Here is a 12,844-nt window from a genome sequence, read left to right on the forward strand (position 1 = left end):
ATGCCATGACCGATCCCGCAGCCAAAGATTTCGTCATATTGGGCGGCGGGACAGCGGGATGGATGGCGGCCTGCTTGCTGGCAGACCAATGGGGTGACCGCGGCGCGAAGGTCACGCTGATTGAAAGCAAGGATATCGGCATAATCGGTGTGGGCGAAGGTTCCACGCCGCAATTGAAAGCCTTTTTTGACCGGCTTGGCATCGCTGAAAGCGAATGGATGCCTGCCTGTGATGCCACCTACAAGAACGGTATTGGCTTTCACGGCTGGTCCGATCGCCCGGGCTATGAAAGTTACTTTCATCCTTTTCCGACCCCGCTGGACAACCACAGCGCCGCGCAGTTTTTCTATAATACACGAGCACGACGGACCGGACGGGATGTTGTGGCCCATCCTGATCGTTTCTTTCTACCCGCTCTTTTGGCGGCGACAAACAAAGCGCCCATAGCGCCTCAGAATTTTCCATTTGATCCCACTTACGGCTATCATTTCGATGCGCATAAAGTTGGCGCCTTTTTGGCTGGTCATGCGACCGGCAATCTTGGTGTCAGACATATTGAAGGCAGGATCGACACTGTCGAACGCGACGAAAATGGCGATATCAGCGGGTTAATCGCCGAAGATGGTTCCCGCATCACCGGCGACTTCTTCCTCGATTGCAGCGGTTTCCGGGCAGTCCTGTTCAATGGTGCCTTGGAAGAGCCGTTTCTGTCTTTCTCTGATAATCTGTTCAACGACAGCGCGGTGGTCATGCCGACTGCTCGCGCAGAGCAGGCCCCCTTGCCCAGCCAAACCAAGGCGACGGCCCTCTCGGCCGGTTGGGTGTGGGACATTCCGCTAACGACCCGCACCGGCAATGGCTATGTCTATTCCTCTGACCATATTGATGCAGCGGCGGCAGAACTTGAACTGCGCCAGCATCTTGGCGTCGACGATCAGGGCGAAGCGCGGCATCTGAAAATGCGGGTGGGCCGTGTGCGCAACAGCTGGTCACATAACGCCCTGGCCATTGGTTTGTCTCAAGGGTTCCTCGAACCGCTGGAAGCAACCGCTCTGCATATTGTTATGGCAACGGTAGAACAATTTATCGAATCGTTTGAGGCTGGTGCGTTCACCCCGCAACATCGCGATAGTTTCAACGCTGACATTGCGGCCCGTTACGAAGGTATCCGCGATTATATTATCTGTCACTATAAGGTGAATCGCCGGGAAGATGTCGATGGGATTGATTATTGGGCTGCCAGCCGGGGCAACCACAATCTTTCAGATGATTTGAAATCTATACTGACCTGCTGGTACACGGGCGGAGACCTGAGTGCGGAAATCGCGAACCTCGGCATCAGCAAATTTTACAGCCCCATTAGCTGGCACAGTCTTTTGGCGGGCTATGGCACTTTTCCGGATGATACTAAGATCAGCCCGCCCGGTGATGATATTGTCAAGCATGACATGGATGAAATTGGTGTTTTCCTGGATCGCTGCGCGCTTAATTTCACGGACCATGCCTCAGCATTGTCGATGTCCATTCCCAAAGCGCATATCTAAAGAAGATAGCGCTTTCCTACAGCATGCCACCTATGCGATGTCATGCTAGGCGCGTTGAAAATCAAATCTATAGCGCACAGCATTTTGGGCACGAAAATCCGACCGGTTTTTTATCGATTCAGTGTATAAGCCGTATAAACTGTCAGCAAATTGGTAAGAAAGCTGAACGAATCACAAATTTCTATTTGCGATAGTCCAGCGGTGGATCGCGGTCACCGAGCAGGGATTTATATTTATAATCGGGGCCGCGCGCTTTATCGAATTCAGCCTTCGCTTCTTTGCGTAATTCCGGATTGGTATAAAGCTCAATCGCGGCAAGAGTTAGCGTTTTGGCCGCTGCCTGCGTTCCTTTGAAACCGATTGACATGCCGCTTGCCGCAGAGGACTGCCAGCTATGCGCAGAGGTGCCAGGAACCCATGTTGCGGTGCTCAGGCCAACTGTTGGCGTAGCATAAGACACATCGCCGACATCTGTTGAGCCATAGCCCAAGGTTACATCATAGGGTTGAATTTCGGACTCACTGCCGAGTTTCAGTTTCGGACTGTCAAAGCTGGCATAAATGCCTTCGGCAAATTTCTGCTCTTCGGCAGTGTAGCTGATTCCGCCGACCTGACGTAGCTTGGTGTCCATCATCTTGGCTAGTGGTTCGTTGACCAAAAGGGGGTTGTTGCCGTGAATGACTTCCCAATCCACTTTGGTGCCGGTGCCAAGGGCTGCTCCGCGAGCGGCGTCTTCCAGCCGTTTCCAAATCGCATCAACGCCATCTGGATCAGGGTGGCGGACATAGTAAAAGACTTCGGCAAAATCGGGCACTACATTGGGCGCTGTACCGCCTTCGGTGATAACATAATGAATCCGAGCGTCCTGCGGAACATGTTCGCGCATCATGTTGATCATCAGGTTAAATGCTTCCACGCCATCAAGCGCTGAACGCGCTTTTTCGGGCGCACCAGCGGCGTGAGCAGATACACCGCGGAACCGAAACTTGGCAGAGCGATTGGCCAGAGTGGTACGGGCGGCGGCCGAATTTTCGTCATCGCCATGCCAGTGCAGGGCGAAGTCGACATCATCAAATAATCCTGCGCGGACCATATAGACTTTTCCGCTGCCACCTTCTTCTGCCGGGGTTCCATAGAGCCGAACGCGGCCCGGTGTTCCGGTTTCATCCAGCCATTTCTTGACGGCAATGGCGGCTTCCAATGATCCGGCACCGAACAGGTTATGGCCGCATGCATGGGCCGCGGTCTTGCCAGCGATCGGGGATCGTGTAGCCACCGCATCCTGATTGATCCCGGGCAGAGCATCATATTCGGCCAATATAGCGATTACCGGTCCACCCTTGCCATATTCGGCCACGAATGCAGTGGGAATTTCTGCGACGCCGGTTGTTATCTTAAACCCTTGAGCGCGCAGATTCTGTTGCAACAGGGCGCTTGCTTTTTCTTCTTGATAGCCAACTTCTGCCCATTCCCAGATTTGGCGGGCAACGCTGGCGGTTTCATCATAGCGGGCATCAATTCCCTCCAGTATCTTTGCCTCCTGCGCGTCTTGCGCAAAGGCCGCAGAGGGCAGGGCCGCGAGGGCGAACAAGATACCGAAACGTTTCATAAATTTCCCCATAACAAAGCTGATTTTCGTGAGGATGGCATAGTTGAAGGCCCCCACGCAACATTATTACCTGAATCGGGAAATTGCGATAAGTGCAAGTCAATTGCAAAAATGCAACTCGCGGGTGCAACATTTCACATTGCAACTTACTTTTATGTCAATACATTGGCCTGGCAACCTCCCCAAACCTGAATGGAGACTAACCATGAACAAATTTGCTTCAATAATCCTCACAGCGGCTGCCCTTTCTTTGACCGCTCCTGCCGCTTTCGCCGCAGACGTAGAGCGTAATGATCGCCTCTATGACGCCTCTGGATCCAGTGTTGCCAAAGTCAACCGCGTAACGGCAGACGGCGACGTGCTGGTTATCTACAAGGGCAAAGTGCGCCGCGTTCAGGCTGAAACCCTGTCCAATACGGATGGCAAGTTGATGACAACATTGACCAAGAAAGAATTGCGCCGCCTCAAATAAGCGGATGAAAGATTTCTCGCCTTTGGCGAAAATAGGAGCCGGTGCATCCCCTCATGCGCCGGCTTTTATATTTGGGTTTCGGCCTCGGCGAGGTCTTCCGGTGTATTGATATTCATGAACATCGCTTCGTCCGGCCATTCTACCAATTGTGCATCGCATTGCCGTGTCAGCCAATGCAGGGAAGGGGACTGCTCGCCGATTTCATGGGTTCCGCGCACGCTGTTGACGATATCGCAGCGCCAATAGCCAAAGACTGGGTGCAAACGTTCCGGCCCCTGCGCTGCCGCACAGCCCGGCACTGCGCTGAGCCGTCCGATAAGATTATCGGGAGCAAAGGGCGCATCCACCGGTATTGTGACAAAGCCAATGGCTTCGGGACAGAGTATCGGCAAATGAGCGGCTATCGTATAAATCGCGCCAACCGGCCCGCCCGGTGCGTCAGGATCATCGGTGATGATATCAATGCCGGTATCAAAATCACTGGCCGCCGAGAGCCATATCCGGTCGACAAGCGGGCGGTATCGCGCAATTGCCCGATCGACAAGTCGCTCCCCACCCAGCGAGATTTTGGCTTTATCCTTACCCATCCGGCGGGATTGGCCGCCCGCTAATATGACAAGACAGGTGGGAGGATTATCATTCATCGTCATCGGCTCCGGCACAGATGGTGCGGAATCAATTTGCCGTCAGCTGCCGACGCTGTCCAGCAATTCTCTAATTAAATCAGTCGGCTGGGAATCTGCGGACTAGTTTTGATGATGATTGGCAGGCTCTTATCCCAGTCATTCAGGATAGGACTGGGAAAATCACGGCCTGCAACGCAAGCAGGATTGGCACTACTGAACGGCCGAGCTTTGTCAGTGATCGCGTTGCGCGCTTCTGTTGCTCAATCTGCATATTTCATTAGCTGCCGGAAAAAGAAGAACCGACCGCTAAGTTTGATGGTTAACGCTTTGTAACCGTGCCGCCCGCTACCTGAAAATGCAACGCATCATCGGGGACGTCTTCAAAGAGCCCCGGTTCCGTGCCGGTCAGCCAGACTTGCCCGCCCTTTTCCTCCAGCTTGCTGAAAAGCGCTGCTCGGCGCTGCGGGTCGAGATGGGCTGCGACTTCATCGAGCAACAAGATAGGACGGCTTCCCCTCTGTTCGGTGATGAGATCGGCATGGGCCAATATGATCGAAAACAGCAGAGCTTTTTGTTCACCGGTGGAGCATTTCTCAGCCGCCTGATCTTTGGCGCGGTGAAAGACGGTCAAATCCGCCCGGTGTGGCCCAGTCGAAGTTCTGCCAGCTCTGCGATCTGCCTGACGGTTCGCCCGAAGCGCCTCGAGCAGCGCCTGTTCGCTGCGTTGTTGTTTGTCGTCGAGATGGAGCTTTGCCGACGCAAACAGCCCATCGTAGGTGATCGCCAGCGCAGCATTCAAGGCCTCCGTGATGCGAAAGCGGACCTCGGCAACAGCGCTGCCAAATCCGGCTAGTTGTGCGTCTAGCGCATCCAGCCATTCGCTGTCCGGCATATATTCGTCTGCCAATAGCCGGTTACGCTCCCGCCTTGCAGCGTCATAGCGCGTGCAGTTTCTGGCATGTTCCGGTTCCAGGGCCGTTACCAACCGGTCGAGAAAATTCCGCCGTCCAGATGCGCCTTCCATGAATAGTCGGTCCATAGCAGGAGTTAGCCACAATATAGACAGCCATTGCGCCAAATCATTAGTCGGCACGGCGGCTCCATTAACCCGCGTTTTGCGGCGTTCCGGATATTCCATGCTGGTGCCGGTTCCCAGTTGAATGTCGCCTAGCTCTGCCGCCACCGCAAAATCGCCGCTGCTTTCCTCGTTGGCCATATCCTTTATGGAGGCGCGTCTTAGCCCGCGGCCGGGCGATAAGAGTGATACTGCCTCTAATATATTGGTCTTTCCCGCACCATTATCGCCACTGAGCACTACAAAGCCCGGCGTGGTTTCCAGGCGCAGCTGCGGATAGTTCCGAAAATTTTGTAAAGTGAGGCGGGAGATCGTCATGACAGGCCATCCTGTCTAGCCTTGCAGCGATATAATGAGAAGGAAATTCGCCCCCGCCGTCGTCGCTGTTCATTTTTCATTCATAAAATGCTAAAAGTTGGTAAAAAACACCACATATCGGTTTTACAGAATTTGACGTTCACAGCTAATACCGACTAAGTAGCTGAAAAATAAAAATATCTTAAAACTGGCACGGCCTGTGCAGTGTATGAGACATCTTCGCTAACACAACCGCGAAGCCCAGTTTTTAAATTAGAAGGAAATCAAAATGTTCACGAATGTATCAAACAATATCGCCGCCGCTTTCGCCGCCATCGTTTCAGCCAGTGTTCTTATTGGTGCCAGCGTTGGACCAGCGATCAACAATGCCGGTTCTCTTGTAATCTAACTTTACTCCCAACCCCCTGAAAGGAAATATCATGACCTACGACCTACAAAATAAATTTCTCGCTGGCTTCGCCGCTCTTTTCTCCGCCGCAATTTTTGTCAGCGCCAGTATCGCTCCAGCGATCAACAACGCCGGTTCCTTGGTGATCTAATGTCAGACAAAAACAAACCCACCAGCTGGCCCGAACCTATTTCATCAAACAAACGGAAAAATAGCCCTATGAAAAACAAACTTAAACTCGACAAAGCCAATGGCAAGCTGATGGGCGTATGCTCCGGTCTTGCAAATTGGAGCGGTATGGATGCCAATCTTCTGCGGATCATCTTTGTACTTGCAACCATCTTTGGCTTTGGTTCTGCGATCATCATCTATCTCGCGATTGGCCTGATTGTCGATTGATCGCGAGATCACATCTCGCATGAATGATATAACATACAGAAAACATTGAATAATAATCATAGACCGCTCTGATAAATCTGTGTATTTAATGGCAAGCAGCCATTGAGTAATTTATCGGAGCGCAGATGTCCGGCCATCATCACCATCACGGGCATATCTCTCACAGCCACCATGATCGCCACGGCCCGCACGGCCATATGCCTACAAATTTCAGCCGTGCCTTCGCCTTCGGCATAGCGCTCAATACCATCTACATCATCATCGAGGTTATTTATGGCCTCCTCTCCGGCTCCATGGCGCTGCTTGCTGATGCCGGGCATAATTTGTCTGATGTACTGGGGTTGGCGGTCGCATGGGCCGGAGCGGAACTCGCTAAAAAGCCCCCCAGCAAGCAATTTACCTATGGCCTTGGCGGATCGTCGATATTGGCCGCCCTACTAAACGGCTTGTTTCTGTTGGTTGCCTGTGGGGCGATTGCTTGGGAAGCGATAGAGCGGTTTAATGCCCCTCAGGCAGTAGCTTCGCAAACGGTTATCATTGTAGCGTCCATCGGCATCGTGATTAACTTCGGGACCGCAATGCTGTTCATGCGCGGTCAGAAGGAAGACATAAATATCCGCGGCGCATTTTTGCATATGATGGCCGATGCCGCTGTTTCGGCGGGCGTTGTCATTGGCGGCATAGCGATATTCTATACCGGTAAAAACTGGATTGATCCGCTGATCAGCCTGTTCATCGTTGCACTGATCTTCTGGAGCACCTGGGGCCTGTTGACCGAAGCCGTGCGCATGTCATTGGCCGGGGTACCGCGAGGCATTGATGCGGAAGAGGTGCTGGATGCGCTTTCGGAACTTCCCGGGGTAGAGACGGTGCATGATCTGCATATCTGGCCGATGAGCACGAGTGAAAATGCGATGACGGCCCATCTGATTATCCCTGGCGGTCATCCGGGCAAAGGATTTCTCGCCGATGTTCAGACCGCGATGAAAAAGCGTTTTGCGATCCACCATATTACGATCCAGATAGAATTAGAGGATGAAGAGGCGGATATGTGTCAAACGGATTGCAGCGCTTAGGTGCTGTTTTTTTGGACATCGGCTCGGAACAAACGGAGACGAAGTTCACAACATGCACATAGTCCTTTAAGAGTTTTTTGGCCGCAGGATCCATTTCAAAGTTCACACAAATCACACCCTCGCTATAGGCCTTAAAAGCGGGGCCAATGGTCAATATTCAAAGATGAGAAAGAGCCGCCAAATAATATCACAACGCGGCTTATGTAGGAAAGCCTAGCGGGCCTGCCGTGCCGGTTTGCGGTGATCATCGTAACTTGAGCGCCTTTCATCCGAAAAACCTTCGCTGTTCAGCAATCAGAATGAGACCATCGTGTTTATTACCATCCGACGGGGGCAGGTTTTTCAGGAGTTTGGTTATGAGATCATTTGCACAAAAGCTATCAATCCTCTCGATCACCATAGTGTCAGCGATATCCCTTACCGCCTGTGCCGGGAACTATGCCGGCGAAGGCGCGGCAGCCGGTGCGGCCACAGGTGCGATTATTGGCGCGGTAACCGGCGACACGGATGATGCCCTAAAAGGCGCAGCCATTGGCGCCGCGGCCGGAGCAGCAGCAGGCTATTTCATCGACAAGGATGACAATTGCGACGGCTATAATGACGACGGCGAACTGGACGATGATTGCCGTGGAGAGCCCGGCTATCCCGATTGATTGAAGGTTGGGGGCGATTTGCACTAAGTTTCTAGTGTCGGCTTTGAGCGCAAAAGCGGACATTTAGAAAACACTGGTAACTAGCGGTTTTCCATCCAGGAAATTCTCTATGTTGTTTTGTGTCAATTGCGCTTGTGCAAACAGCGTTTCAAAAGTGGTTCCGCCCTGATGCGGGGATAGGATTATATTGGGTACGTCAACCCATCTGGAACTGTTCGTCGGTTCAGGATCGAATACATCAAGCCCAGCGCCACCTATTCGCTTTGATCTTAGAGCTGCAATTAGCGCCTGTTCATCAACGACAGTTCCTCTCGAAACGTTCACGATCACGCCATCACTGCCGAGTTGATCAAGCAGTTTTTCGTCTATCAGATGGTGTGTGGACTGATCAGGGCGGCAACACACGACCAAGCCGCGACTTTGTTGCGCCAGTTCACTCAACGACGCGACGTAAGGAATGGAAATTTCGGTTTTTGGGTTTGGTCCCCACCACTTGATATCGACGCCGAATGGCTCAAGGCGTTTTACAACCTCCTTGCCAATCGAACCCAGTCCAACAATGCCGATGGGCATATTGCGCACTGAATGCCGAATAGGGCCGCTCTTGGTGATCCATTGATCCGACATGATATATTGATGGTTTTGCGGAATGTTCAAAAGCAATGATGTTAACATCGTTACAGCAACATCGGCGACATCGCCGGCGTTTAATCCAGGGGCATTCGTAACAGCAATTTCCCGAACTCTGCATTCATCTAGATCGATATTGCTAAATCCGGCAGAAATGGATGCAATCATTTTGAGATTTGAAAACCGGTCAAGCATCTCTTTGTCGAGTTTTTCAATGCTTGCCGAGAGGAGGATCTCGACGCTACTTCCCACATCCGCGATTGCCTGGTCAACATTGCCCTCGGTATTGATAAACTCCCAGCGATCAGGCCTTGCGGGGAATAGGCCTTGCATACCCGGATGCATCGCCAGAATTTTGGTTGGATTTTCCACAGAGATGTTTCCTTCAAAATATCCTCAAAAAGAAATGACAAGCCCTGAGACTTAGATGCTCAAGTCAAAGAGGTTGTAATCCTTGAGACCAGCCTTGGCCTCCGGGTTCCAAGTGTATGATTCGCCCGATTCCTCGAAGGGTTTGTAACTGTACGGTTGTTCATTTGGATATCTCCTCTGCCGTGCGTCAATCGCATAGCCGATGACCTTGGAGCGTTCCTTGATCACATCCTTGTCGTAAACGGCCACTGGGCTGTGAATTCCTGCGCCTTCAACGTCGAGCACAGATGATCGCTTGTGGAAACCAAAATTGATGGTGAGGCGCGGTTCAAAGCCGGTATTGGCAAAGGAGCCATGGACCAATTGCCGGTTGCACATGACCACGTCGCCGGATGCGCATACAATCGGCACAGCGTCTCTCAGTCGTTCGCCGCCTGATTCATTGACCATCTGCTTGATATCCATCTTACCCAGCTTGTGTGTCCCTGGCACAACCCAAACGCCATTGACCGGCGAGCTGCCATATGCCTGCGCCATAAAATTGAAGCCGTGAATATTCTCGTCAAAATCCGGATTGTCCCAATGGGTATCACCATCCTGATGCCAGGAAACAGCGGCGCCAAGACCAGGGTCCTTGATGAACAATACTTCGTTGAAAGGTGCGAAATCCTCACCATTTATGCTTGCTGCTACTTTGAGCAGTTCCGGATGGCCGTAGGTACGCATCGCCGCATCAGAAAATTGCAGGGAGCCAAGCAAAATGAATGGCGCTGCTTCTGGTGCATCATCCGCAGCTTCCAGTTCTTTCAACTTAATCTGGTGGCGGCCATTGGCAATTTCGGTTCCGCCCAGAGGGTCGCTCAATGGCTTGCTCCAGGTCAATCCGGGAGCCTTGCAGTCAACACCGATAGCCGGGCGCCCCTGCGCATCTACTTCCGAGCCTGGGTGTGTGGGAAAGCGGCTGCGTAGGTCGGTGAGATCTTCCTCAATATCGATCAACTCTTGCGATCCGATCACGCCTTCGAAGACATAGAAACCATACTCAGAGTAAGCATCGATAATATCCTGGTGCAATGCGCCATCTTCATTGAAGCGGATCGGCCCACGATTCCCGAGCGAAAGCGCTTTGGCCTGTCCTTCGAGCATATAGTTTTTTACGGCTTCTGCTTCCTCCCCATAATGAGCAGCACAGGCTTCGATTGATCGCGTGAAGTCAAAGTCAGGCACAATTTATCTCCGACGTGTTTTTAACAATGTTTAAATATTTAACATCGTTAAAATCTTGAGTCAAGCTGCCCCTTGATCTATGCTCACAGCATGGAAAACTTATCGGTTCCCAATAATGGCTCGGCGAGGGTTGTGAACAAAGAAAAGCGACGCAGACGGATACTTGATCACGCTCGTCGGATTATCGCCAAAAAGGGCTTTGATGCTCTGAAATTGCGCGAGCTTGCCGCCAGTGCAGATGTGACCGTTCCCACCATCTATAACTTGATAGGCGGTAAACCAGAAATGCTGCGGTTTATCATCGAAGAACTGGTAGAACGGCTGCAAGAGGTCCAGAATCAGAGTGATTTGGAAGATGTGGAAGCGGCATTTGAATCGCAAATTGAGGACCTCGCCAAGCTTTTTGCTGAAGATGAGGATTATTACAGGGCTGCGTTTATTGCAGGAGACCGGAGCGGTCTTTTTGAACAAAGTTCTAGCTCCGGAATATTTGCCCGTTCGGTCCAGCTCCCGGTGGAAGCATGCAAGGTTGCACAGTCGGCCGGCCTTCTCGCTGGCAGTGTTTCTGCCGAACAGATGGGACGGCAGATTTATGGGTGCTACCGGCTCGCAAGGCAAGATTGGGTCAATGGATATTTTGATCTACCGGGCTTCCGTGATCAGGCTTTGACAGGTATTTTTCTCTGCCTCGCGGCAGATGCAAATCCAGAATTTCACAATCGATTGATCAATAGACTGTCCTCACTCCCGGTCACAATGAGCTAAATCAAGAACTGTGACATTCTCACAAACTACCAATGCTTGCTAAAACTTCGCATCTAAATGCCCGCCATTTCGCATTGGCCGATAAGGTTCTTCCTGTACCGCATGTCCTAGAACCATTTTGACGAAGAGACATGGAATGAACCATTCCAACCCTACTCCCAAGGGCAAGAACAACTGACTTCCAAACAAAGCTAGCAAGGTGATCGCTGTGGCACCAGCACGTCGCAAATAGAGCGGCATAGCAAGCGTTATAGCAACGCTGATTTGAAGTAGAATATACCAACCGACAGCGTTGAAAACGTCGCCGCCGAAAGCATAAGCGGCGATAATTGGATGAACGTGGATCATGGTAAACACTCGTGGGTTTTTGGCCATACGAGCGGCAATTTTTTCGCCGGGCTGTAGCTCACTATGATAGAAGCGTTTGCAGGAATTCAACATGTTGGCGACCGCACCGCCGGCAATATCAAATGTGAAGAAGGCGAGTAGAACCATGCTCCATCCTTCTGCGATTGGCGCATCGCGATAAAAGTCTACAGCAAGAATGATCGCTGTGAGCAGTGTCGCCATCCCATATGCGAGCCATCGTTCAGCGCGCGTAGCTCCGGTGCCGCAAAGCAGGTCGGCATTGCCAGAGTAGCTCCATCCTATTGGCACTATTTGCATGTCCTTGTCCTTTTTTCAAAAATCCGATTGCTTTGTGGCGCACAATGCTTTGAGATTTTATTATGACTAGCTGGTCAGTTTAATATTCAATTTTATTATGACTGTCTAGTCATAATAAATGGTTGCAAAAATGACCGTTCGGTCATAATAAGAAATTTGCCGAGTTGGGACAGCGAGGCAAATCAGGAAGCAATTACAAAGGATGGCGATAAATGCCCAAAGTTGTGGACAAGGAGGAAATGCGAAATGCCATTCTGGACGCTGCCATGGGTGTCTTTGCGGACAAGGGCTATCACGCAACTTCAGTGAGCGATGTCGCGGAAGCGGCTGGCTTAGGAAAAGGTACGATCTACATCTATTTCAAAAGCAAGGATATGCTAACCACGGCAATTGTGGATCGTCACTTCACAAATATTTCTAAGCAAATCATGGATAAAAAACCCTGCGAGACCCTCGATGCGTTTCTAGATGGACTGAAGCAGGCAATTGATATTCCGGCTGAGCAGGTCGGTTTTTACCGGGTGTTTTTCGAAATATTTGGGCCCAGCTTCGGTTCGGATGCGTTTACAGAAAATGTTGCTCGGTTTTTCAACAAGTTAGGATCGCATTATGCAAAACAGATCACATATCTTCAGACGGCTGGAGAGATCGCGGAAGATCACGATGCGGCCTCATTGGGTCGTGTGTTTGCCAGCATGCTGGACGGAATGGTCCTACATCAAGGCCTATTCTCTATTCCTGCAAGACGTCATCGCCGGATGATCAAGGAGGCCGTCGCTGTGTTGGGCATTGGCTTGCAAAGCGGACCTCGCAAAACACATCCTTCATGAGAAAGAACAGAACATGCTAGTAAAACTCGGTGCTGCCCTGGCAACTCTGACAGCCCTCATCCATATTTTTGTTGGCCATTTTGATACGCTTCTGCCGCTTCTATCGAGCGACTTGTCCCCTGCAGTTCTAGGTAGCTTTCACGCATGTTGGCATATCGTGAGCGTGTTTCTTGCCTATTCCGCTTGGCGCTTTT

General features: G+C 51.4%; 13 protein-coding genes. 7 read left to right on the forward strand and 6 right to left on the reverse strand.

What is annotated here, in order from left to right:
- The first annotated feature begins 5 nt into the window (after positions 1-5).
- The gene (locus ABJM21_RS03135; RefSeq protein WP_348302854.1) at positions 6-1,544 is read left to right on the forward strand and encodes a tryptophan halogenase family protein; all 1,539 of its coding nucleotides are present in this window, start codon (positions 6-8) and stop codon (positions 1,542-1,544) included.
- A 181-nt stretch (positions 1,545-1,725) separates the two neighbouring features.
- On the opposite strand, the gene ABJM21_RS03140 is transcribed toward ABJM21_RS03135, so the two are convergent.
- Positions 1,726-3,153, reverse strand: coding sequence for an amidohydrolase (locus tag ABJM21_RS03140; RefSeq protein ID WP_348302853.1), 1,428 nt, complete (start codon positions 3,151-3,153; stop codon positions 1,726-1,728).
- Between the two features lie 205 nt (positions 3,154-3,358).
- Between ABJM21_RS03140 and ABJM21_RS03145 the strand changes: the two genes are divergently transcribed.
- Complete coding sequence (locus tag ABJM21_RS03145) at positions 3,359-3,625, forward strand: hypothetical protein (protein WP_348302852.1); 267 nt, start codon at positions 3,359-3,361, stop codon at positions 3,623-3,625.
- Positions 3,626-3,690: 65 nt separating this feature from the next.
- Here ABJM21_RS03145 and ABJM21_RS03150 read toward each other — a convergent pair whose 3' ends face one another.
- Both ABJM21_RS03150 and recF read right to left on the reverse strand, forming a co-directional pair.
- Positions 3,691-4,269, reverse strand: coding sequence for a molybdenum cofactor guanylyltransferase (locus tag ABJM21_RS03150; protein ID WP_348302851.1), 579 nt, complete (start codon positions 4,267-4,269; stop codon positions 3,691-3,693).
- A 301-nt stretch (positions 4,270-4,570) separates the two neighbouring features.
- Positions 4,571-5,644 (reverse strand): DNA replication/repair protein RecF, encoded by a 1,074-nt coding sequence (gene recF, locus ABJM21_RS03155; RefSeq protein WP_348302850.1) that lies wholly within the window; start codon positions 5,642-5,644, stop codon positions 4,571-4,573.
- 607 nt (positions 5,645-6,251) lie between these two features.
- Here recF and ABJM21_RS03160 point away from each other — a divergent pair.
- The 3 genes from ABJM21_RS03160 (at position 6,252) to ABJM21_RS03170 (ending at position 8,160) form a co-directional block, all read left to right on the forward strand.
- A complete protein-coding gene (locus tag ABJM21_RS03160) occupies positions 6,252-6,431 on the forward strand; it encodes a PspC domain-containing protein (RefSeq protein WP_089132939.1) in 180 nt (59 codons plus the stop codon).
- A 125-nt stretch (positions 6,432-6,556) separates the two neighbouring features.
- Positions 6,557-7,507 (forward strand): cation diffusion facilitator family transporter, encoded by a 951-nt coding sequence (locus tag ABJM21_RS03165; RefSeq protein ID WP_348302849.1) that lies wholly within the window; start codon positions 6,557-6,559, stop codon positions 7,505-7,507.
- Positions 7,508-7,863: 356 nt separating this feature from the next.
- Entirely contained in the window at positions 7,864-8,160 is a 297-nt protein-coding gene (locus ABJM21_RS03170; protein ID WP_348302848.1) for a YMGG-like glycine zipper-containing protein, read from the forward strand.
- A gap of 63 nt (positions 8,161-8,223) precedes the next feature.
- Here ABJM21_RS03170 and ABJM21_RS03175 read toward each other — a convergent pair whose 3' ends face one another.
- Together ABJM21_RS03175 and ABJM21_RS03180 are read right to left on the reverse strand one after the other, a co-directional pair.
- Positions 8,224-9,162: a 2-hydroxyacid dehydrogenase gene (locus ABJM21_RS03175; RefSeq protein WP_348302847.1), complete on the reverse strand. Its 939-nt coding sequence runs from the start codon at positions 9,160-9,162 to the stop codon at positions 8,224-8,226.
- Positions 9,163-9,213: 51 nt separating this feature from the next.
- Positions 9,214-10,389 carry a phytanoyl-CoA dioxygenase family protein gene (locus tag ABJM21_RS03180; RefSeq protein ID WP_348302846.1) on the reverse strand — a complete coding sequence of 392 codons (1,176 nt, stop codon included), beginning with the start codon at positions 10,387-10,389 and terminating at the stop codon, positions 9,214-9,216.
- A gap of 132 nt (positions 10,390-10,521) precedes the next feature.
- On the opposite strand from ABJM21_RS03180, the gene ABJM21_RS03185 reads away from it, so the two are divergent.
- Positions 10,522-11,154 (forward strand): TetR/AcrR family transcriptional regulator, encoded by a 633-nt coding sequence (locus ABJM21_RS03185; RefSeq protein WP_348302845.1) that lies wholly within the window; start codon positions 10,522-10,524, stop codon positions 11,152-11,154.
- Positions 11,155-11,193: 39 nt separating this feature from the next.
- Here ABJM21_RS03185 and ABJM21_RS03190 read toward each other — a convergent pair whose 3' ends face one another.
- Positions 11,194-11,820 (reverse strand): hypothetical protein, encoded by a 627-nt coding sequence (locus ABJM21_RS03190; RefSeq protein WP_348302844.1) that lies wholly within the window; start codon positions 11,818-11,820, stop codon positions 11,194-11,196.
- 212 nt (positions 11,821-12,032) lie between these two features.
- On the opposite strand from ABJM21_RS03190, the gene ABJM21_RS03195 reads away from it, so the two are divergent.
- On the forward strand, positions 12,033-12,650 hold the full coding sequence (locus tag ABJM21_RS03195; RefSeq protein ID WP_348302843.1) for a TetR/AcrR family transcriptional regulator: 618 nt from the start codon (positions 12,033-12,035) through the stop codon (positions 12,648-12,650).
- Positions 12,651-12,844: the final 194 nt, after the last annotated feature.

Origin of the sequence: Parasphingorhabdus sp. (assembly GCF_039977335.1) — a bacterium.
GTDB lineage: Bacteria > Pseudomonadota > Alphaproteobacteria > Sphingomonadales > Sphingomonadaceae > Parasphingorhabdus.

Coding starts and splice junctions, on each gene's coding strand:
- ABJM21_RS03135 (WP_348302854.1), top strand. CDS start 6: ATGACCGATCCCGCAGCCAAAGATTTCGTCATATTGGGCGGCGGGACA.
- ABJM21_RS03140 (WP_348302853.1), bottom strand. CDS start 3,153: ATGAAACGTTTCGGTATCTTGTTCGCCCTCGCGGCCCTGCCCTCTGCG.
- ABJM21_RS03145 (WP_348302852.1), top strand. CDS start 3,359: ATGAACAAATTTGCTTCAATAATCCTCACAGCGGCTGCCCTTTCTTTG.
- ABJM21_RS03150 (WP_348302851.1), bottom strand. CDS start 4,269: ATGAATGATAATCCTCCCACCTGTCTTGTCATATTAGCGGGCGGCCAA.
- recF (WP_348302850.1), bottom strand. CDS start 5,644: ATGACGATCTCCCGCCTCACTTTACAAAATTTTCGGAACTATCCGCAG.
- ABJM21_RS03160 (WP_089132939.1), top strand. CDS start 6,252: ATGAAAAACAAACTTAAACTCGACAAAGCCAATGGCAAGCTGATGGGC.
- ABJM21_RS03165 (WP_348302849.1), top strand. CDS start 6,557: ATGTCCGGCCATCATCACCATCACGGGCATATCTCTCACAGCCACCAT.
- ABJM21_RS03170 (WP_348302848.1), top strand. CDS start 7,864: ATGAGATCATTTGCACAAAAGCTATCAATCCTCTCGATCACCATAGTG.
- ABJM21_RS03190 (WP_348302844.1), bottom strand. CDS start 11,820: ATGCAAATAGTGCCAATAGGATGGAGCTACTCTGGCAATGCCGACCTG.
- ABJM21_RS03195 (WP_348302843.1), top strand. CDS start 12,033: ATGCCCAAAGTTGTGGACAAGGAGGAAATGCGAAATGCCATTCTGGAC.